Origin of the sequence: Streptomyces tubercidicus (assembly GCF_027497495.1) — a bacterium.
Classification (GTDB): Bacteria; Actinomycetota; Actinomycetes; order Streptomycetales; family Streptomycetaceae; genus Streptomyces; species Streptomyces tubercidicus.
This window is the reverse complement of sequence record NZ_CP114205.1, coordinates 5,807,152-5,827,558: the sequence shown is the minus strand read 5'-3', so window position 1 is coordinate 5,827,558 and position 20,407 is coordinate 5,807,152. Positions and strand designations below refer to the sequence as shown.

Annotated in this window: 16 protein-coding genes and 1 other RNA gene; 1 reads left to right on the top strand and 16 read right to left on the bottom strand. The window is 69.6% G+C overall.

Annotation, left to right across the window (positions count from 1 at the left end; translation table 11 throughout):
• The first annotated feature begins 75 nt into the window (after positions 1-75).
• Positions 76-1,065, top strand: coding sequence for a helix-turn-helix transcriptional regulator (locus STRTU_RS25360; RefSeq protein WP_159746341.1), 990 nt, complete (start codon positions 76-78; stop codon positions 1,063-1,065).
• Here STRTU_RS25360 and STRTU_RS25355 read toward each other — a convergent pair.
• The 16 genes from STRTU_RS25355 to rnpB form a co-directional block, all read right to left on the bottom strand.
• The gene (locus STRTU_RS25355; protein WP_159746340.1) at positions 1,044-3,695 is read right to left on the bottom strand and encodes a helix-turn-helix transcriptional regulator; all 2,652 of its coding nucleotides are present in this window, start codon (positions 3,693-3,695) and stop codon (positions 1,044-1,046) included. The two genes, STRTU_RS25360 and STRTU_RS25355, sit on opposite strands and share 22 nt — an antisense overlap.
• Complete coding sequence (locus tag STRTU_RS25350; RefSeq protein ID WP_159746339.1) at positions 3,692-5,116, bottom strand: FAD-binding oxidoreductase; 1,425 nt, start codon at positions 5,114-5,116, stop codon at positions 3,692-3,694. Before STRTU_RS25350 ends, STRTU_RS25355 begins: the two co-directional genes overlap by 4 nt.
• A 79-nt stretch (positions 5,117-5,195) precedes the next feature.
• Positions 5,196-5,453 carry a phosphopantetheine-binding protein gene (locus STRTU_RS25345; protein WP_159746338.1) on the bottom strand — a complete coding sequence of 86 codons (258 nt, stop codon included), beginning with the start codon at positions 5,451-5,453 and terminating at the stop codon, positions 5,196-5,198.
• A 31-nt stretch (positions 5,454-5,484) separates the two neighbouring features.
• The gene (locus STRTU_RS25340; RefSeq protein ID WP_218039314.1) at positions 5,485-6,477 is read right to left on the bottom strand and encodes a ketoacyl-ACP synthase III family protein; all 993 of its coding nucleotides are present in this window, start codon (positions 6,475-6,477) and stop codon (positions 5,485-5,487) included.
• 118 nt (positions 6,478-6,595) lie between these two features.
• Complete coding sequence (locus STRTU_RS25335) at positions 6,596-8,206, bottom strand: amino acid adenylation domain-containing protein (RefSeq protein WP_159746336.1); 1,611 nt, start codon at positions 8,204-8,206, stop codon at positions 6,596-6,598.
• Between the two features lie 81 nt (positions 8,207-8,287).
• Positions 8,288-8,932 (bottom strand): phenazine biosynthesis FMN-dependent oxidase PhzG, encoded by a 645-nt coding sequence (phzG, locus tag STRTU_RS25330; protein WP_159746335.1) that lies wholly within the window; start codon positions 8,930-8,932, stop codon positions 8,288-8,290.
• Between the two features lie 49 nt (positions 8,933-8,981).
• On the bottom strand, positions 8,982-9,845 hold the full coding sequence (locus STRTU_RS25325) for a PhzF family phenazine biosynthesis protein (RefSeq protein ID WP_269777388.1): 864 nt from the start codon (positions 9,843-9,845) through the stop codon (positions 8,982-8,984).
• Positions 9,842-11,746: an anthranilate synthase family protein gene (locus STRTU_RS25320; RefSeq protein WP_159746334.1), complete on the bottom strand. Its 1,905-nt coding sequence runs from the start codon at positions 11,744-11,746 to the stop codon at positions 9,842-9,844. The genes STRTU_RS25325 and STRTU_RS25320 overlap by 4 nt, the downstream gene beginning before the upstream one ends.
• A complete protein-coding gene (locus tag STRTU_RS25315; RefSeq protein ID WP_159746333.1) occupies positions 11,743-12,366 on the bottom strand; it encodes an isochorismatase family protein in 624 nt (207 codons plus the stop codon). The genes STRTU_RS25320 and STRTU_RS25315 overlap by 4 nt, the downstream gene beginning before the upstream one ends.
• Before the next feature lie 46 nt (positions 12,367-12,412).
• Positions 12,413-13,588 (bottom strand): 3-deoxy-7-phosphoheptulonate synthase, encoded by a 1,176-nt coding sequence (locus STRTU_RS25310; RefSeq protein ID WP_159746332.1) that lies wholly within the window; start codon positions 13,586-13,588, stop codon positions 12,413-12,415.
• Between the two features lie 32 nt (positions 13,589-13,620).
• On the bottom strand, positions 13,621-14,109 hold the full coding sequence (locus tag STRTU_RS25305; protein ID WP_159746331.1) for a PhzA/PhzB family protein: 489 nt from the start codon (positions 14,107-14,109) through the stop codon (positions 13,621-13,623).
• A 367-nt stretch (positions 14,110-14,476) separates the two neighbouring features.
• On the bottom strand, positions 14,477-15,115 hold the full coding sequence (locus STRTU_RS25300) for a response regulator transcription factor (RefSeq protein ID WP_159746330.1): 639 nt from the start codon (positions 15,113-15,115) through the stop codon (positions 14,477-14,479).
• A gap of 727 nt (positions 15,116-15,842) precedes the next feature.
• Positions 15,843-17,450 carry an NAD(P)/FAD-dependent oxidoreductase gene (locus tag STRTU_RS25295; RefSeq protein ID WP_159747211.1) on the bottom strand — a complete coding sequence of 536 codons (1,608 nt, stop codon included), beginning with the start codon at positions 17,448-17,450 and terminating at the stop codon, positions 15,843-15,845.
• A gap of 60 nt (positions 17,451-17,510) precedes the next feature.
• Positions 17,511-18,869: a cation:proton antiporter gene (locus STRTU_RS25290; RefSeq protein ID WP_159746329.1), complete on the bottom strand. Its 1,359-nt coding sequence runs from the start codon at positions 18,867-18,869 to the stop codon at positions 17,511-17,513.
• A gap of 96 nt (positions 18,870-18,965) precedes the next feature.
• The gene (locus STRTU_RS25285; protein WP_159746328.1) at positions 18,966-19,484 is read right to left on the bottom strand and encodes a flavin reductase family protein; all 519 of its coding nucleotides are present in this window, start codon (positions 19,482-19,484) and stop codon (positions 18,966-18,968) included.
• A 510-nt stretch (positions 19,485-19,994) separates the two neighbouring features.
• Positions 19,995-20,396, bottom strand: an RNA gene (rnpB, locus tag STRTU_RS25280) — RNase P RNA component class A.
• Positions 20,397-20,407: the final 11 nt, after the last annotated feature.

Sequence of the window (20,407 nt, the reverse complement as noted above, 5' to 3'; positions counted from 1 at the left end):
TCGGTTCGTCCAGCAAGCCCGATCATGAGGCTGAAACCTGACACCTGCCGACAGGTATGGAGAGAGACTTGAGAAATGAAGTTCGACCGCCTGCTTTCCATCCTGCTTCTGCTGCAGCAGCGCGATCTGGTCCCGGCGACCGAGCTCGCCGAGCGCCTGGAGGTCTCGGTTCGCACCGTCTACCGCGACGTCGAGGCGCTCTCGGCGGCCGGCGTGCCTGTGTACGCGGAGCGCGGCAAGTACGGTGGAATCCGGCTCCTGTCCGGCTTCCGTACGGACATGACCGGGCTGACCACGGACGAGGCGCGGGCGTTGTTCGTCCTGGTCGGGGAGAGCGCGCACTCGGCGCTCGGGCTCGACCGCGCCCTCGGTTCCGCGCTGCGCAAGATGATGGCGGCGCTGCCGGCACCGCACCGGCCGGCCGCCGAACTGAGCAGTCGCCGCATTCTGATCGACCCGGAGCGCTGGCTCGCCGGGCCGCGCGGTGAGGCCGGTGTGGAGGCGCTGCACACCGCGGTGCTCTCCGATCAGCGGCTGCGCATCGGCTACCGGCACAGCGGCAGTACGGCGCAGAACTCCTACACCGTCGATCCGTACGGACTGGTTTCCAAGGCGGGCACCTGGTACCTCGTCGCCGACCACGAAGGCAGGCCACGACTGTTCCGTACCGACCGGATCTCGGACGCCGCCGTCACCGCCGAACCGGTGCGCCGCCGCGACGGCATGGAGCTGACACGGGTCTGGAAGGAGCTTCGGCGCGAGGTGGAGGACCGCAGTACCGGGATGCGGGTGGTGGTACGGGTGCGCAGGCACCGGCTGGACATGGTCAGACGCATCACCGGTGCCAATTTCCGCGGACCGGAAGCAGTGGATCCGGATGGTGGCGCAGACGCGGGCGCCGAAGAATGGCTCACGGCCGAGCTGACCTACCCGGTGCCCGCCGCGGTCTGCCAGCTGCTTCAGTTCGGCACGGACGTCGAGGTGCTCGGCCCGCCCGAAGCCTTGCGCGAACTGTCCCGGGCAGTGGCCGACCTCTCTTCGCTCTACCGGCCGTGCGCGGTCTGAGCAGCGAGCGGTTGCGGTGCGAAGTGATCGCCGAGCAGCGCCCTGGACGTGACACCGAGCTTGCTGTAGACGCGGTACAGGTGGTTCTCGACGGTGCGTACCGACACCGTCAGCCGAGCCGCGATCTCGCGGTTGGTCAGCCGGGTCGCGGCCAGCACAGCCACCTCGTGCTCACGGGCGGTCAGCGCGGCGCCGCCCGCTGAGGGATCCGCAGCCGGAGCCCGGTCCGCCGGCGCGGCCCAGCCGGGCAGCAGGGTGCCGACGCAGGCAGCGAGGTATCCGCGGCTCCCTGCCAGTGAGGCCCGGCCCGCCCGGTGGCGTCCCGCGCCCTGCCAGACCCGGTGCGCCTGGCTCGCGCTCTCCGCGGCGAGCGGGTGTCCGCCGAGGGAGGCGAAGCGGTCGGCGAGATCGTCGAGTGCCTCGCCGTCCTGCCTGGCGAGCGCTCGGATGTGCTCGGCACGCAGCGCGGCGGCCGCGCCGGCGCCGAAGCCACCGAGTGCGTCCAGCCGCTCCGCCGCCTGGCCGGCTGAGCCCAACCGCGCCATCAGGTGCAGGGCGGCCAGCGCCGTCGTGCGCCGCCCGGCCGCGGCTGCCCTCCGCGCCACCTCGCCGCACCGCCGCAGCGCCCCGGGTACGTCGCCGGACCGGCCCAGAACCAGTGCCTCCTCCAGCGCGACCTTGTCGTCGGCGACAGGGTAGGGCACGGCCTGCCGGGCCGCCGCGCGCACCTCGATCAGGGTGCGGACAGCTTCTGTCGACTGCCCGGACTCGGCCAGTGCCCCGGCCAGTTGGGCCAGGACCCAGGCCCTGGTGGTGAACCAGTCCTGACCGTCCTGCACCGCGGCGGCCCGCCGCAGCAGCGCCGCCGCCTCCGGCGCCCGTCCCGTCACCCGGTACACACGTGCCTGCAGCACATCAGCGCGAAGCCTGCGGCGTATGTCCCAGGATGCGCCGGCGCACCGTAACCGCTCCAGGGCGCCGCGCGCCCGTGCGATGTCGCCGGACTCCAGCGCGGCGTGCGCGCTGACCACCCGGTGGGCGTGCCTGGCCTCGTCCTGCCAGCTCTCCACCGGGCAGCGCTCCAGCATCGCCAACCCCGCCGCCGCGTCGCCGAGTTCCGTGCGGGCGAACGCGGCGAGCGGTAGGCAGGACTGGAGGGCCGGTGCGGCGTGCGACTCGCGCAGGACCGCGTCCCCCGTCTCCGCCACGTCGGCCAGCCGGTCCTGTAGCAGCCGTACGGTCGCCTGAAGCCCTCGTGCCGGCCCGTGCGGAGCGCGCTGGACCGACCGGTCGGCGAGGGTCGCGGCCTCGGTGACTCGGCCAAGTCCCCAGGCCAGATTCCCGATCCGGGCGGCGGTCACCTCTGCCGACCGGCCGTCGGCGGCCGCGAGCGCTGTCGCGGCCTCGTTGCAGCGCCCTTGCCCGGCCAGGGCCCGGCCCAGCAGCAGTGTCGCCGCGAAGTCGGGCGCCCTGCCGTCGGCAGCGGTCTCACCGGTGTCGAGCGCGGCTCGGGCGAGCCTCTCGGCAGACTCGAATTCGAAGCGCAGCAGCGCCGTCGCGGCGGCGGCGCGCAGCCGGCCGGCCGGCGGGTGCTGCCCTGCATCGACCCGTAAGGACACGGACTGCAACAGGTCGAGGCCGGTGTCGCCGGACAGTTGCACCGCTCCGGTCGGTTCCAGCTCGTCCGCAAGCTGCCGACGGAGCCTGCGGGCGGTGAGCGTCGGCAGGCCGGCGGCGACGGCGTGGCCGCACAGCGGTTGGCCGAGCCGCAGCCGCAGCCGCCGCCCGGTGCGCTCCGCGACCACGATGCCCCTGCGGTTCAGCCGCTCCGCCACGGGAGCCAGTTCCGCCAGTCGCGGCAGGTCATCCGGCACTGATCCGACCAGGCTGAGTACGGCGACCAACTCCTGCTCGTCGGAGTCCAGGCCGTCCAGCATGCGCCGGGCGGTCTCGGCCACCCGACCAGCCGGTCGTCCGACGAGGCCCTCCCAGCGCCACAGTCCTTGGGTCGGGCGGAGCGTACCGTCGGCCAGCGCCTGTTCGGTGAGTTCGGTCAGCAGCAGGGCGTTGCCCCCCGTCAGGTCCCAGCAGCGGGCTGTGGTGTCGGTGGCCACCTGGCTGCCCAGCCTGGCGCGCAGGGCGCGCGCGGTGCCGGCCTGGTCGAAGGCGGTGACCTCGACGTCGCCCAGCAGGCCGTCCCGCCGCAGTCCCTCCACGGCCGTCGGCAGTGGGATACCGGCCAAGGCGGTGGCGAGCAGCAGCACGCGGCCCTCCCGCACCGCCACGGCCAGCTGTTCGGCCACCGTCGCGGCGAGCTGATGGATGTCGTCGACGCCCAGCACGGCATACGGCCCGGACCCGCCCCGGAGCGGGGCGGCAGTAACGCATCGCTCCAGCAGCCCGGTCAGGTCACGATGTGCGGGGATGCCGGGGCCCACCACCCCGGCTGCCGTCCCCTCCCGTGGCAGCCGTCGCAGCGTCTCCTGGAGCAGCCGAGTCCTGCCCACCCCCGGTGGGCCGGTCACCAGGGCGCCCCGGCCCCGCACAACGAGTCCTTCGATCTCGTCGAGCTCGGACTCCCTGTTCAGCACGGGCCACCGCGCGGCGGCGTCCGAGGCGTGTGCGGTCAATCCTGGTCAGCTCCTCGCTGGTTCTGAGCCCGGGGCTCCGGCAAGATGTTGTAGTTGCAACGGAAGAGGTTGGCCGGATCGTAGTGCGCCTTGAGGGCGGTCAGTCGGCGGTGGTCAGCGTGCTCCCAGAAGTCCCCGGGCGGCTGGTCGGCCGCGCGGGGGCCGTACACCAGGTTGAGGAACCTGCCGAGGCGGGCCGGCGCAAGTGTGTCCAGCACCTTGCGGTGCGCGGCCCGTGCCTCTTCGGTGCTGGTCCCGGCCAGCGGGGTCAGGACGCGTACGAGATAGCGCGCTTCCCGGTGGCCCACCGCGTTCGGAACCTTCGGCGCACGGCTCAGGGCGCCGCCCAGGTGGCGGATGTCGAGCACACACCTGACCGCCGCGCCGGGGCCGGCGGCCTCCGCCAGGCAGGCGGCCGCCTCCGCGTCGAACTCCCGCACCAGGACGTTGTCGCCCAGATAGGCATGCGGGTACGCCGGATCGTGGTAGATGTCGGCGCACTCCGTGTACGGCATTTCCCCCAGCGTGTCGAGGAGTCCGGGGCCGGCCGCGCGCAGCGGCGCCACCAGCTCCTCGCCGGTTCTGGTGTCCCCTGTGTACGCGATGCGCACGTGGGCGACGTGGCGGTCCCGCAAGGGGGCGGGGACCGCCGACACGTCGGGGTAGTGAATCGTCGACACCGAGGAGGTCAGTTCTTCCGGCAGCGTCATGGTCCACTGCCGGTAGGACTCCAGGAGGTGCGGCACCCGGGCCATGTCGAAGGTCAGCTCACCACCGTAGATCCGGCTGACCGGCACCAGGTCGACCTCGACGGCCGTCACCGCGCCGAAGTTCGCCCCGGCTCCGCGCAGGGCCCAGAAGAGGTCGGGGTCGTGCTCGGCCGTGACGTGCCGGAGACGGCCGTCGGCCGTCACGACGTCGACGGCTCGCACATGGTCGGCCGCATAGCCGAACTGCCGTGCCAGCAGGCCCAGTCCGCCCCCGAGAAGGTAGCCGACCGCGCCCACGTCCGGGGAGGAGCCGTTCAGCGGGGCCAGCCCGTAGCGCGCGGCCGCGTCGATGACCGCCGCGACGCGGGTACCCGCCGCGATCCGTGCCGTACGGGCGGCGGGGTCCACGGTGACCCCGGTCATCCGGCCGGTGTCGATGAGCAGGCCGCCGTCGAGCGGGACCGACAGCCCGTGCCCCGTCGCCTGCACGGCCACCGGCAGCCCGTGGGCGGCGGCGTGGGCCACCGCCGCCGCCACGTCCTCGGCTCCGGTGGCCTGCACCACTACGGACGGACGGTGCCGGTAGCCGGTCTGGAATCCCGCACATGCGACGTCGAATCCGGAGTCGCCCGGCACGAACACTGCCCCTCGGATCTGGTCACCGAGCCGGCCGATCGCTCCGGTGCGGTCGGCCGCTGAGACGCCATTCATGGCGAGCGTTCCTTTCCGTCATGCTGTTCGGCCCCAGGGGGCCTTCCTACTGCCCGGCCCCCTGGCGGGGCTGTGCGGTTCAGACTTCGGAGGGGGCGTTCCCTTTCAGGCCCAGGTGCCGTGCCCAGGCCCGCACGGTGGGTTCGACGGCGAGCGTGGCGAAGTCTACGTCCAGGCCGGCGCGCCTCCAGCGTCCGCTGAGCCGCATGAGCTGAAGGGAGCTGAGCCCCATTTGAGCCAGGTTGTCCTCGTCGGCTATCTCCTCCGGGGCGATGCCGAGGACCGTCGCAACGGCCTCCCTGATCTCCTCGGGGGTGAGAGTGGGCGTGCTGGTCATCAGAAGTTCCTCTCTGCGGTACGGGTACGAGTCAGCCCTGTGCGGCGGGCGGCGCGGTGATCTGCACGACGGCGCAGCCCGCCTCCATACCCTCGGTGGCTCCTACGAGCAGGACGTGATCCCCCTCGGTCACCTGGCCGGTCTCCCAAAGGTGTTCCAGGCCGAGGACCAGGTCGCTGACGCTCGCGTGCCCGATGGTCCTGATGAATTCCCAGGTGCCCACCTCGGCCGACGCCCCCAGCGGGTCCAGGATCATGGCGTGCAGAGGGTCCTCGTTGAAGCCGATGTGGGCGACACGGGTGATGCTCTCCCACCCGACGCCCGCCTCGGCCAGCGTCTGTTCGGCGGTTTCGGCGACCAGGTCGCCGAACCGCTGCACCGCGGTGATCAGGTCGAGCGGGCCGGCGCCCGGCCGCTGGGACCACGCCTCCAGCCGCGGCGCGACGTACATCGGGCGGTCCGGGTGCCGGGCGGGCGGCAACAGCGGCTCGACGCCGCGGTGCATCGACTCCAGGCTGGACTCGGACCGCGAGCCGACCGCGAGCAGACGCGCGAACCCGGAGCGGGTGGACGCCACCAGTGCGGCGGCACTGTCCGCGTATATCGCGTGGTCGGAGTCCCGCCAGCGGTCGACCAGCGGGGTGGAGAAGTTGTCCGCGGCCGTGATCAGGACCGCCTCGCTGCCCGGGGTGGTGCCGAGCAGTCCCGCGGCCAGCCGCAGTGCGGTCAGCACGGACAGGCAGCCGTGCCGGATCTCCGTAGCGACGACGGGCTGGTTCAGCGTCCGGTGCAGCACGTAGTGCGGCGCCGACCAGCCGTCGGGGCCCTGGTAGTAGGCGCCGCTGTGCAACAGGGCCGCGAAGTCCTCCGGCCGGTGACCGGACCTTTCGACGGCCTTCGTGGCAGCGTTCACGGCCATGTCCACGGCGGGCAGTTCGGCTTCCACCGCGACAGCTGTGATCCCGGATTCCTTTGCCGCGGTGCTGTCGATCCAACCCTGGCGGGCCGCTTCCTGCACGGGCACGGTCCTCGGCACGTACGTACCGATTCCCGCGAGATAAAGATTGCCGACCTTCACTGGTGTCCCTTTCGACGCGAGTCGTTCCTGTTGCTCGTCCGCGAGCTGTCCGAGGCGGTGCCGATCACAGCGGGAACGGTTCCAACTCGCCGGAGATCACCTGGTCGCGCAGTGTCGTGCGGTCGACCTTCCCGTTGGTGTTCAGCGGGAAGTCGTCCAGGGCGTGGAAGGTCAGCGGAATCATGTACGGGGGCAGGGACTGGCTCAGCCCCTTTTCCACCGTGTGCATGTCGATGCCGTCGCCGGACACGATGGCGGCCAATACGGTGGCACCGTCCTCCTCGCCCGGCACGGCCAGCACCACGGCCTGCGCCACCCCTTCCTGCTGGAGGAGGTGCGCCTCCACCTCGCCCGTCTCGATGCGGTGACCGAGGATCTTCACCTGGGTGTCGAGGCGACCGATGTAGACGTACTCCCCGTCGTCTCCCCTCCGGCCGAGGTCACCCGTGCGGTACCACCTGCGGGGCTCGTCGCCGTGCTGCGTGGTGTGGAAGGCGCGCGCGGTCTGCTCCGGCGCCTTCCAGTAGCCCGCGAACACCTGCGGCCCGTACAGGCAGAGTTCACCCGTCTCGCCGTCGGGCACCGGGGTGCCGTCCTCGGCCAGTAGAGCGACCTCCATGCCCGGGTACGGTGCGCCGATCGGCGCGATCCCGTTCACTGAACGCTCCGGCGAGGTCCGCGGGTCCCAGCGGTGCACCAGGCACGCAACGGTTGCCTCCGTGGGCCCGTAGAGGTTCTCCAACACCGACCCGGAGGCCGCCTCCTGCCAGGCACGGGCGGCCGGCACGGGCAGCGCCTCGCCGCAGAACAGACTCCAGCGCAGTGACGGCAGACTGCCCGGTTCCAGCAGTCCTCTGCGCGCCTGGAGTGCGGCGACGGAGGGCACCGAGAGCCAGACCGTGATGCCGTGTTCACGGATGAAGCCGAGCGGGGACAGAAGCTGGTGGGAGTCCATGGGCACCAGGCACGCCCCGCTGGCCCAGGCCATGAACGGGTCGAATATGGACAGGTCGAAGGTCTGGTCGGCGGTGTGTGTGAAGCGGTCGTACTCCGTGAATCCGTACCGTTCAGCGTTGACACGCAGAAACCAGGCCACGTTGGCGTGCGAGACCGGAACGCCCTTGGGGCGGCCGGTTGAGCCCGAGGTGAACAGCAGGTAGGCGGCGTCCTCGGTGTCCGGGAACACCGGGTCGGCCAGGGGGGTGCAGCCCTCGACGCCCTCACGTGTCACTACCGGTACGGCGGCAGGGATGCCCGGGGGCGCCTCGGCCGATTCCGGCAGGAGGACCGCGGGAGCGTCTGTCATCTCACGCAGCAGTTCGGCGAGCCGGCCGGTCGAGCCATGGTCGGCCAGGATCACGTCCAGGCCCGCCTGCTCGGCGATGTCCTTGTTGCGGGCAACCGGGTACTTCTTGTTCAGCGGCACCGCCGTGGCGCCGGCATAGGAAGCTGCCAGGAAACCGGCGTACGTGACCAGGCTGCGGTGGCCGAGGATCCCCACCCGCTTCGGCCGCTTGCCGGCCTTGATGAGCGCGGCGGCCCAGACACGTACCACCCCGTCCAACTCCCTGTATGTCCAGGAGCGCCCGTCGAGGAGCAGGGCCGGGCGACCCGGGTGGCGCTGCGCGGAGGAGTGGAAACCGGAGTGGAGGAAGTGAGAGACAGTGGCCTGCATGGTGTGCTCGCGTTCCGCTTCGATGAGGTTCTCGAATGCCCCGCGGGGCTTCGAAAGGTCAGGTCAGGTCCAGCGCCGGGGCTACGGCTGGAGCCGGCTGATGTTCCAGCCGCCCTCGCAGCGGTCGTAGCGCAGCCGCTCGTGCAGCCGCTCGGTACCGTTGGCCCAGAACTCCACGCTCTCGGGCCTGAGTTGGTAGGCGGTGAAGGAGCCGGGACGCGGCAGCGGCCCGCTCCTTGCCAGCTGCCCGGCCCGCTCGCGTAGTTCCGCCACCCCGTCGAGGCCGTCCAGCGGCTCGCTCTGCCGGGACGCCGTCGTCATGGCGTGGGTGAACACCGCTCGCGCGGCCCACAGGGCATCGGCCTCGGAGTCGGGAAGCCGCTCGACCGGGCCGGCGACAGTGACCTGTTGGCTGCTCTCCCGCCAGTACAGCACGCCGGAGGCCCATGGGTTGGCGGCCAGCTCACGGCCCTTGCGGCTGCCTTGGTGGGTGACGAAGACGAGTCCCGCCCCGGTCACCCGGCTCACCACCACGATCCGGGACGAGGAGCGGCCCAGGACGTCGGCGGTGGCGAGCGCCAACGCCCTCGGTTCGCGGAACTTTCGGCGCTCTGCTTCATCAAGCCAGGCGCTCAGCAGCCCCATCGGCTCCGACGGCGGGGCCGCGAACTCGGGAAAGGCGATCTCCACGGCTCCGGTGAGAGATTCCGACCTGGTGTTGCTCATGTTTTTCTCCGTGTGACGGACCGTAGGGCGGCGGCCGGGTGCTGGGTGATCACAGATGCAGCGTCCCCTCGATCACGACGACGCCGTCACCGCCCACCTCGACCGAAGTGACGTGGTCGCCGGCGCCCTCGACGAGCGCGCGCATCGGCGACGGCCGGCCCATCTCGACGCCCTGGGTGATCTCGATGCGCTGCCCGTAGTCGACAAGCCCGCGCCGGGCGAGGTGGATGGCGATGGGTCCGGCCGCCGAACCGGTGGCTGCGTCCTCGACCACGCCGTACGCGGGCGAGAACATCCGGTTGCGCCATTGCGTCCCCGACCCGGCGAAAACATTGGCCGCCATGTCGGGGAACTGCGCGAGGGCACGGTGGTCGGGGGTGAGGGCGGAAAGCTCTTCGACGCTGTCCAGGCAGACGAGGACGTGACGCGGGCCGTTGCGGTAGACCTCCACCGGCAGCGCGGGATTCGGCACGCCCAGCGCGGCCAGCAGTTCGCCGGCCTGCTCGAACGGCTCCCATTCCGGTACCGGCTGCTGCATCCAGGCAGCGGTCACCACGCCGTCCTTGCGCACCAGCTCGAAAGGAATGACGCCCATGGCGGTCTCCAGCTTCAGCTGGTCCGCCGAGGTGCGGTTGCCGAGCGCGATGGCGGTGCCCAGGAGCGGATGGCCCGCAAACGGGAGCTCGTTGACGGGCGTGAAGATCCTTATGTGCGCGTCGCCGCCCTGCTCGGGGCGGAGCACGAAGGTGGTCTCCGAGAGGTGCAGCTCGGCCGCGACACGTTGCATCTGCTCGGCGGAGAGGCCGTCACCCTCCAGGAATACGGCCACCGGGTTACCGTGCAGCGGCCGGGTGGCGAAGGCGTCGACGACAACGTAGGAATGCACATTCTTCTCCGGCTGGTCTCTGGTCATGGGCCGAGCAGGTCCGTCACGGCGGCGGCGACGATGCGCGGACCGTCCTGGGTAAGCACCGATTCGGCGTGGAACTGCATGGACGCGAAGCGCGGGCCGCGCAGCGCGTGCACCTCACCGGTGAGGGCGTCCCGGCTCACCTCCACCACGCCGATGCCCTCGACATCAACCTTGTCCTCGGCGCTCCGGGCGGCGAACGTGTTGTAGAAGCCGACCCGTTCACGGCGGCCGAAGAGGTCGATCTCCTTCTGGACGCCCTGGTTGGGGACGTTCAGTCGGCGCACTGCGAAGCCCAGTCCCAGGCTGAGCACCTGGTGGCTGAGGCAGACGGCGATGAACGGGGTGTCCCGGTCCAGCAGGGTGCGAATCGCCATGTGCAGGTGCTGGATCTTGGGGTGGCCGCGGTCGACCGGGTTGCCGGGACCCGGCCCCATGACGACGAGGTCGTGGCCGTCGAGGGCGTACTCCTCATCGAAGCGCCGCACCGTCACCTCCAGCCCCATGGACCTGAGTTGGTGGTCAATCATGGAGGTGAAGGTGTCCTCGGCGTCGACAACCAGCACCCTGCGGCCGGCCAGACCCGGCAGCGGCGCCGCGCGGTCGTCGGGGTCCCGGAGCCAGAAGTCCGAGAGTGGTTCGTTGCGCCGCTCCAGTGCCGCTCGTACGCCCGGATGGCCGGCGAAGCGTTCGCCACTGCCGGACTCCAGGGCGGCGACCAGCCCGGCCACCTTGGCTCGCGTCTCGGCGGCCTCCCCGGCCGGATCCGAGTGGCGTACCAGGGTGGCCCCTACGCCGATGCTCAGCCGGCCCGTGCTGTCGATGTCCGCGGTGCGGATGAGGATCGCGGAGTCCAGAGCGCGGCCGCCGTGCTCGTCCCGCCCGATGAGCCCGGCGATCCCGCTGTAGTAGCCGCGCCCGTTCGGCTCGTACGTCTCGATGACACGGCAGGCGCTCTCCAGTGGCGAGCCGGTCACGGTCGGCGCGAACATGGTCTCGCGCAGGATGTCGCGCGCGTCGCGGGTGGTGTGCCCCTCGATGAAGTACTCGGTGTGCGCCAGCCGCGCCATCTCCTTGAGATACGGGCCGATGACCCGCCCGCCCGACTCGCAGATCCGGGCCATCATCTTCAGTTCCTCGTCGACGACCATGTACAGCTCGTCGGTCTCCTTGGAGTCGGCGAGGAAAGCCATGACGTCCGGCAGGTTGGGGCCGGCCTGCGGGTAGCGGTACGTACCGCTGATGGGGTTCATCACAGCCCTGCCTTCGGCGAGGCTGATGTGCCGCTCGGGCGAAGCGCCGACAAAGGTGCGCTCGCCGGTATGGATGAGGAAGGTCCAGTACGCACCCACCTCCCGCTCCAGCAGCCGCGCGAAGAAGGACAGCGCGCTATCCGGTCCGTAGTCCGTGATGTCCGCGACGAAGGAGCGTTTGATGACGAAGTTCGCGCCCTCGCCGGTGCCGATCACGTCGTTGACGACCGTGCGGACGATCTCCTGGTAGGCGTCGTCTGCGACGTCGAAGTGCTCACCGCTCAGCACCGTAGGCACCTGCGGCAGACGGTGCAGCACCTCGGCGAGGGGCAGTCGCCGCTGGCCGGTGACGCTCAGCGCGAGCAGTGGGGCGCCGTCGTCGGGTACCGCGTATCCGCGCTCCCTGACCTGCCGGTACGGGACGACGACGAGGACTTCGTGGTGTGCGCCGGTGGGCCGCCCAGGCCCGTCGGGCAGGGAGATGTCGGCGAGCGTCTCGTGCGTCGACACGTCGCCGACGAGTAGGTCCACGGTGTCCGTGCCCGCGGCCTCGGGCCGGTACAGCAGGGCGAAGGGGCCCGGTCGGTCCGCCAGGACGCGGCCGAGCAGGTCGTCGGCTGCCGGCGGCGGAGTGGTCCGGCGCCGGGTCACGCGAACACCTCCTTCGCCGTGACGACGGCGGCGCAGCGTTCGGCCGCGTAGCTGATGGCCAGGCGGTGGTAGTGCTCGTTGAAGTCGGCAACGGCGTCGGCGACGAAGAACGGCTGGATATCGTTGGTGAAGGCTTCAACGGCGGTCATCAGGACCCCGACGTGCGCATAGACACCGCACAAGATCAGCTGGTCGCGGCCCGCCTCGCGCATCCGGTCGAGGAGCGGGGAGTTGAAGAAGGCGCTGTAGCGCCACTTGGTCAGCGTCCAGTCGCCTTCGGTGGGCGCCAGTTCGTCGACCACCGCGCGGTCGGCCGGCTCCGGGCGCATGCCGGGCCCCCAGAAGTCCTTCAGCAGACCGCGCTGCTGTGCGGTCATGCCGCCGGGCTGGGCGGTATAGGCCACCGGGACTCCGGCGGCGGCGCAGCGGTCGCGCAGTGCGGCGGCGTTCCGCACCAGTTGCTCGCGTACGTCCGCCGCGAAGGGAGCGAGGAAATAGCGCTGCATGTCGTGGACGAGCAGGACCGCGCGGTCCGGGTCCGGGGACCATTGGGCGGTGTTGGGGGGCAAGTCGCCCGCGGTCGGTAACACGTAGGACTCGATAGGGGGTATGCCGGACATGGCTTCGCCTTCCTGTGCCTGCATCAGGGCTCGGACGCGCCCGGAATCACGCGGACCAGGCGGAGACCACCGAAACGGCCTGCCGCGGGTTGAGCCTCGGGTCGCAGAACGTCGTGTACTTGTCGCCGACGTGGTCCAGATCGGCCTCGCAGGAGACGCACTCGGTGACGTCGTTCGGGGTGGTCTCCAGGTGCAGACCGCCGCATACACCGCCGGCCGCCCGCACCGCCTGCTGGAACAGCACGACTTCGCGCGAGACGGTCTCCACGTGCCGGGTCTTGTTCCCGTCCGGCGCCGCGACGGTGTTGCCGTGCATCGGGTCGGTCAGCCAGATGACCGGGTGGCCCGCCGCGCGTACGGCTTCCACCAGCAGGGGCAGCCGCTCCGCGACGCGGCCGACGCCCATCCGGGCGATGAGAGTGAGCCGTCCCGGCTCCCGGTCGGGGTCGAGCCGCTCACACAGGGCCAGCAGCTCCGCGGGCTCCATCGAGGGACCCACCTTGCAGGCCACCGGGTTGTCCACCTGGGCGAGCAGCGCCACATGGGCACCGTCCAGTTGGCGGGTGCGCTCGCCGATCCAGGGCCAGTGCGTGGAGCCGAGGAACAGCCTGCCCCGCTCGTCGGTACGGAGCATGGGGAGCTCGTAGGCGAGCAGCAAGGCCTCGTGGCTGGTCCACACCAGCGGCCCGATGGGATCCTGGCCGGCCGCCCGGCGACGCCAGCCCAGATACTCCATGATGTCGTCGGCGGCCATGTAGCCCGTCAGGATGCGCAGCGGGTCGGGGCGCCTGGCTTCCGGATCAGGTTCGATCCCGTTCACCATGTGCCCGCGGTACGTGGGGATTTCGACGCCGCCCACAGTCTCCGTGGGGCTGGAGCGGGGCTTGGCGAGCTGGCCCGCGATGCGCCCCACACGAATGACGGGCTTGTGCGCCTCCATGCGCAGTGCACCGGCGAGCACATCGAGGAGCGCCGCCTTACGCGAGATGTCCTGGGGTGTGCACTCACCCGGGTCCTCGGCACAGTCACCGGCCTGGATCACCATGGCCTCGCCCGCGGCCACCCGGGCCAGGGAGCCACGCAGCACGCGCAGATCGGCTGCCTGAACGAGCGCGGGTCTGCCTGCAAGCGCCTCCCCCACGCGGTCCACCTGCGGCAAGTCGGTCCATTCGGGCTGCTGCAAGGCGTCACAGCTACGGATATCACGTAAGACTTCGTCCACAGGAGTCTCCAATGAGGCGGTGAGGCTGCCGGTCAGGTGGGTATGCCTTCGCGCTTGATCTCCGGAACAGGAATGCTGAGCGCACGGAGCTGCTCGAAGGGGTTCATGAACTCCCGGTTTTGCTTGATCTTCCCATTATCCAGTTCGAACGAATGCAGGAAGTGGTTCTGGTAGTAGCCCTCGGGGTATCCGGCGAAGCGGATCTTGCCGCGGCCGTCGCACTCCACCCAGTAACGGTTCGGGTCCTGGGTCTCGAAGACCTGGATGTTGTACCACTCCCAGTCGGGGAAGCATTTCAGCGACCACACCGCATGCTCCGCGAGCCGGTCGCGGCCGTTGATGACGATCGGGGAGCCGGTGTCGGTAGTCCACAGACCACCGCTGCCGTCCTCGGTGAACAGGGTGTGACGCTGGAGCCGGTCCTGCCCCTTGGTGGCCATGTATCGCTCCACCGTCGCCCGGTTGATCCGGCGCAGTTCAACTTCGTCGGTAAAACCCCGGGATTCCACGGATTCGGACATTCCTGTCCTCCAAAACGGTGAGATGCGAAAGGGAATTCAGGCCCGTGGAACGCGCCGGACAGACGGGTCCGGCGCGTGATCGCACGGCGCCATGGCCACAAGTCTTGCCGGTCGGCGCGAGCTCTACAAGAAATCGCGCGTCAGATCGAAGTCAGAATTTGTCATGCCGGGCGAAGTCTTCGCAGGCAACTCAATGTATGTTAAATCAATGTCAATTGCCCGGTAAATCGGCGACAGATGCCGTGCAATTACTCATCGGCAATGCAAACGTTGTCCAACAGGCGGCCGGCGACGTCCACAGCGGCCAGGCGGCGCACCTGGTCCGGGCGGGCCTCCCCGCCCGGATGCACGCCGGATCGGCAGAGGTTCAGGCACGCCCGAGCTGGAATCCGACTCCGCGCACCGTGATGATCCACTCGCTGGAGCCGAGCTTGTGGCGCAGGCTGCTGACATGGGTGTCGACGGTCCGCCGCGACCAGACGTCCCCCCAGACCTGCTGCATGATCCGGTTGCGCGGGACGACGGCGTCAGGATGCGACGCGAGGAGGTGGAGCAGATCGAACTCCTTGCGGGTCACCTCGATCTGCCTGCCGTCAAGGCTGACTTGGCGCGCGGCCGTGTCGATGCTCAGCGCGCCGTGCGAAATAACCCGGGTCGCCGGGTGCTGCACCTGGACGCGGCGCATGACCGCATCCATCCGGGCCAGCAACTCCCGGAACCCGTAAGGCTTCACGAGGTAGTCGTCCGCGCCGGCCTGGAGTCCGAGCACCCGGTCCAGCTCGGTCCCCCTGGAGGTGACGGCGATGACCGGAACGGAACCGGCGGAGCGCACCCGGCGGCAGACCTCAAGGCCGTCGAGGTCCGGTAGTTCGAGATCCAGCAGCAGCAGGTCGAAGTCATCCAGGACGCGTAACGCGGCCATCCCGGAGTCCACCCGCTCGACATGGTGACTGTGCCGCTGCAGACCCCGCACCAGGAGTTCAGCGTCCTCGGTGTCACTCTCCACCACGAGCACCCGCCAGGCAGCGGACGGCTGGAGTCCCCCCGTCTGCCCTGAGACCCGGGGTGGCACCTCCGTCGGGTCCGGCCGCCCCACACCGGGTTGAGCTGACCGGTGAGAACCCGTCAGGTCTGAGTGAAACACAGTCTCCCCCTCGAACAGTCCACTCGACAAGATCAGGACCTACGGAGAGCACACACGCATGAACTTGACGCCATGGCCCGAGGTCGAGCCCATGGCATGCACACGGGGTGAACACCACGTGCGACGCGCCAGTCTTCCCCGCATTATGCTCAGGGCATCATAACAAACCGCTTGCGCCGTTTGCTGAGTCGCATTGACCGGAGTGGACCTGCACGCCGAAGCGCTCCAGAGTTGAATCCCAGTGAAAACGCCTTTCATACACCAAAGAGATAATTGGGCCCCGCGGCGTGCGCCTGCAACCCCACCCCCCGGTGGACTCCCTGAATTAACAGACCGTAGCGCTGCTTTCTGTGCGCTTCGTCACAGCAGTCTTACGGTAAGTGTCCGTCAGGCGACGGCTGGCCGACCGTCCTCGCTGACAGGTGCCGCCGCATGCGGCTACGCGCCGAGGCCCTGGCCCCTACGGTGCGCGTCGAGATCCATCACCAAGTGGGGCGGGTGGCAGAGCGCCACCCGCCCGACCTCGCCACGCCGGCCCGGTTCCTCACCCACGCCATCTGGCTCCGAACCTCATCGGTCGCACACGGTCCTAGCCGAAGAGGCTCTTGATGCGCTCGGGCGCCTCGTTCCTGCCCCATTCCAGGGCACGCTGCATGAGCTCGGGCGTGGCCTCAAAGCACCGGTTGTCCGAAGCTCCCAGCTCGAACGGCGCGGGCAGGACCTCGGTCTCCCGGACCCGGGCGAGGATCTCCTGAGCGGCCTGACCGGACGGCACCGTGCCGGCCTCGACCTGTTGGCAGAGCTCCCGGGTGAAGGTCAGGAGTTGGCTGATGTCCCGGCCGGCGGGGGCCGCGAGTCCCGGGGTCTCGGACTTCTCCAGGTCGCGTAGCACCTGGTCGTCGCGGTTCTCCAAGAAGGCACGGTAGGCCCGCTCCAACGTCATCGTGGGCATGATGCTGGTCGCCTTCCACACCCGGGAGACTGCGTTCCACAGTTCGTAGTCGCGGAAGCCGACGAAGGAGCTGTAGACCAGATCGTCATGGACGTCGTACAGCCCCTGTTGGAGGCTGTCGATGTAAGCGAACCGCTCGGTGGACCAGTCACCGTCCCGGGACGCCTCGATCAAGCGCCAGGCCAGCGAGTTGACGACCTCGAACGTATTGGTCAGGCCGCGCGAGTAGAGCGCATCGATGAATCCCGCCGCGTGCGCGGTCAGACAGTAGCGCTCGCCGACCGTCCGCGTCGCGGAGTACTGCAACCGCCCGGTGCCGACCCACGGGCGGACCGCCCTGGCATCGGTGAACTGCTCCGCAATCTGCGGGAACCGCGCCAGGAATGCTTCGAACTCCTCCTGAGGGGACTGGTCGGACTTGGGGAAAACCCGTTCGTCCACTGTCAGCCCCACACTGCACAGCGTGCTGAGCGCGCCCTCGTGGTTGTCGAACGGGATCACCCAGAGCCAACCGCCCTCGAATACGTGGTGCAGGGTGCCGTTGTGCCAGGGGCTGGGCTGCTTGTGTGCAGCGGCCGCCTCGGCGTCATCGAAGGGCGTGACGCCGACCATGTGCGTGAAGAGGGTGCGCGAGTGGTGCCGCGCCCGGGTCGGCTCCTCGCGCAGGCCGAACTTCTCCGCCACCGGCGAGCGGAATCCGCTGCCGTCCACCAGGTACTCGGCGTGGAACTCCTCTCCCCGATCCGACCGGAGCACGACCCCGTCCGCGCCGGCGTCGATGTCCTGGATGCGGGTGGCCAGACGCCCCTCCGCGCCGTAGCTGACAGCCAAGTTGAACAGGTAGGCGTCGGTGTCCTGGCGGAACAGGTGGCTCTCGGTGCGCTGCCACTCGGGAATCACCAACTGGTTGATCTGCTCCGGGTCCTGGGGCTTGCCTTCTCGGTGGTAGACGAACCCGAAATTCTGCTTGCGTCCGGACATCGGGGAGATCTTGTCCTGGATGCCGCGGAAGCTGGCGAGCGGGGCGATCTCGGGAACCTGATAGCGCTCAGCGATGACCTTGGTCATGGTCGAGGTGTACGGGATGGTGGACTCGCCCACGGCGAAGCGCGGGTGCACACCCGCGTCGATCACCAAGACTTTCACGCCGTTGCGGGCGAGCACCGCCGCCAGCGTCCCGCCTGCCATGCCCGCGCCGAGGATGGCGACGTCGTAGCGCTTGTCGTCCCGCAGTTCGTTATCCATCGTGTTCACAGTTCACCTTTCGGAGAGGTACAGCCGGGAGGCGCGGCCTCGGGGTAGGTCCTACTGGTGGGCGACCGGGTCCTTGCCGCCGCTGGTGGTGGTGGTGGTGTCCTGTGCCGACAGGACCCGGAGTTTGCGCATCTCTTCCTCCGCGGTGTGCTCGACCCGGTTCATGGAGATACGCAGCAGAGGCGGCGCCATCAGAGAGGTGAGCACCGCGACGAGCACGACGATGGAGTACATCTCCACGGTCAGCAGGCCGAGTCGGACCCCGATCATGGCGATGATCACTTCGATCACGCCCCGGGCGTTCATGCCGGCACCCAGGGCCAGCGACTCCCACCGGCTCATCCGGCTGAACAGCCCCCCGACGAAGGCGCCGAGGAACTTCCCGAAGACCGCGACGCCGAACACCGCGAGGCCCCACAGCGCGATACGCGGGTCGGCCAGGGCGCTGAGATCCATCCGCAATCCCGCGGTGGCGAAGAACAGCGGTGCCAGGACGGCCATCACTGTGGTGTTCAGCGGTGACAGCGCCGTCGTGTCGATGTCCTTGGACGACCCGATGAGGACGCCGCACAGGAAGGCCCCGAACACCGCCTCCAGTCCCAGCGCGTGGGTGCCTGCCGCCGACAGGAGCATGAGGACGACCGCCGTCATGACGGGCAGGCCGGGGACGCCGCAGCGGGCGGCCGCACGCATGGCCGTACGCACCACCAGCCGGCCGACCGTCAGCGTGCAGATCAGGAGAATCGCCATGTGGCCGAGCGCGAGTGTCACCTCGCCGGTGTGCAGACCGGTGGTGGCCATGGCACCGATCAGTGAGACCAGCAGCCACCCGACCGCGTCGTCAATCGTGCCCGCCACCAGGATCATCTGACCCACGTTCCGGTGGATCAGCTTCATGTCCAACAGCGTCCTGGCAATCACCGGGATCGCGCTGACGCACATCGCCACCCCGACGAAGAGCGCGAAGACCGTGGCGTCGGCGCCCTCCGCGCGCAGTTCGCCGGGGAGCATGAACCCCAGCCCGACGCCGAGCACCAGCGGCAGGACCAGACCCGCGGCGCTCACCACCGCGGCTCGCGAGCCCTGGCGGCGCACCAGCCTGAGGTCCACGTGCATGCCTGTGAAACCGACCAGCAGGATGACGCCGAGCTGGCCCAGCGCGTCCAGCAGATGCATCTGAGCCGCGTCCTGCGGGAACAGCCAGTGCGCCACGCCCGGGGCCACCTGGGTCAGCAGTGACGGCCCCAGGATCACCCCCGCGGCCAGCTCTCCCACGATGGACGGCATGCCGAGGCGCCGCGCCACTTGCCCCAGCAGCATCGCCGCCGCCAGCAGTACGCCGGCCTGGAGCAGAAGGATCATCAACGCGTGGTTCGGGATCGGAGCAACCACTGCGGTCGCCGATGTCATGAGGAACTCCTCTGCCGCGTACAGCTCGCGGGTGGTCGATGGCAGCAAGGCGTCTGGCGGTGCCGGCACGCTGTTCCGGGGCCGGCACGGGCGTCGTCACACCGCTGCCTGGAGTGAGCCCATCTCGCCGCGGAAAAAGACGAGTGGCTGCTGGCTCTGCTCCGGCACACCCAGTTCGACCACCTCGCCGACGAAGACGGTGTGGTCACCGACCTCGGAAGTGTTCACCAGGCGGCAGGAGAGGAAGGCCAGGGCGTCATTGAGCACGGGGACCCCCGTCACCGACGGGCGGTGCGCCACATCCCGCACCACAGCCGTAGCCCGGCCGGCGAACGCCCAGGCCAGCGGCTCCTGTTGGGCGGCCAGGAAGTTCACGGCATATACGCCTGAGTCCTCCACCACCGCGCGCAGCCGCGATTCGCTGTGCAGGCAGAACAGCACCAGCGGCGGATCAAGGGAGACCGACGTGAACGAGTTGACCGTGGTCCCCGCAGCCTGTTCGCCGCGTCCGCTGGTGATCACCGTCACGCCGGTCACGAAGTGGCCGCACGCACGGCGGAGCAGCTTCGCGTCGACCGGCCCGGCCTGGTTGAGTTCCTGACTGTCTGACGGCATCGGAGTCACATGCATGCACCTCTTGAATCGGAGAAGGCGAATCACGCATCCCTCGGCGGGAGTTACGCACAAGTCGATGCGGGGCGGAGTACGCGGGCTCAACCACAGCCGACGCTGCTCTGCGCAGCGAGGGGGCGGTCTCATCGGCTTCTGTCGCCGGAGGTACTGGGTTCAGCCGCGTGGTGGGCGTGCCTCGGGCCCGCCCGGCCGGTCCGGGGCCGGAAGATGTGTCGTACGCCGAAGGCCGCTGACAGCACGCCGAACCCTGACCTAAAGCATCTTCGGTACCAGCGTCCGGTTCAACCCACGGCATTTCAGGCCCTGGTCAGATCTTCGCAGGAACTTTCAGACACGCGTCAATTGAGCTCGGTGCGGATTGCGTGCAGCAAGCTCAGAGCCCACGTCCGCACAGACATCCGGGCCGTACCAGCCGAGGGTTGCTCCTTCACCCGGCTGACCTGCGAAAATGGGCCCCTGCCCAGGAGAAACACCTGCTCAGAGGCGGAATGGCGGACGAGTCGGCCTATACGCCGGGTTTTGTCACCCCCGGTCCTTGCGGGCCGAGGGGAGACGGCCATCCATCTAGGGCTGTCGTTGCCGGCAGCCTCGTGCGGTCTACCCGCGGACTCGGGCGGGCAGCCCTCGGTCGTCCGCGCAGGGGCATCAGCCGATGCCCCCTCTTGACCTTGCTCCGGGTGGGGTTTACCTAGCCCTCCGAGTCACCTCGGAGGCTGGTGGTCTCTTACACCACCGTTTCACCCTTACCGGAGGCCAAAGCCTCCGGCGGTTTGCTTTCTGTGGCACTGTCCCGCGGGTCACCCCGGGTGGGCGTTACCCACCACCCTGCCCTGTGGAGCCCGGACGTTCCTCGGGAGGATCGTGAGATCCCCACGCGGCCGTCCGGCCGGCTCGTCCGCCGTGCC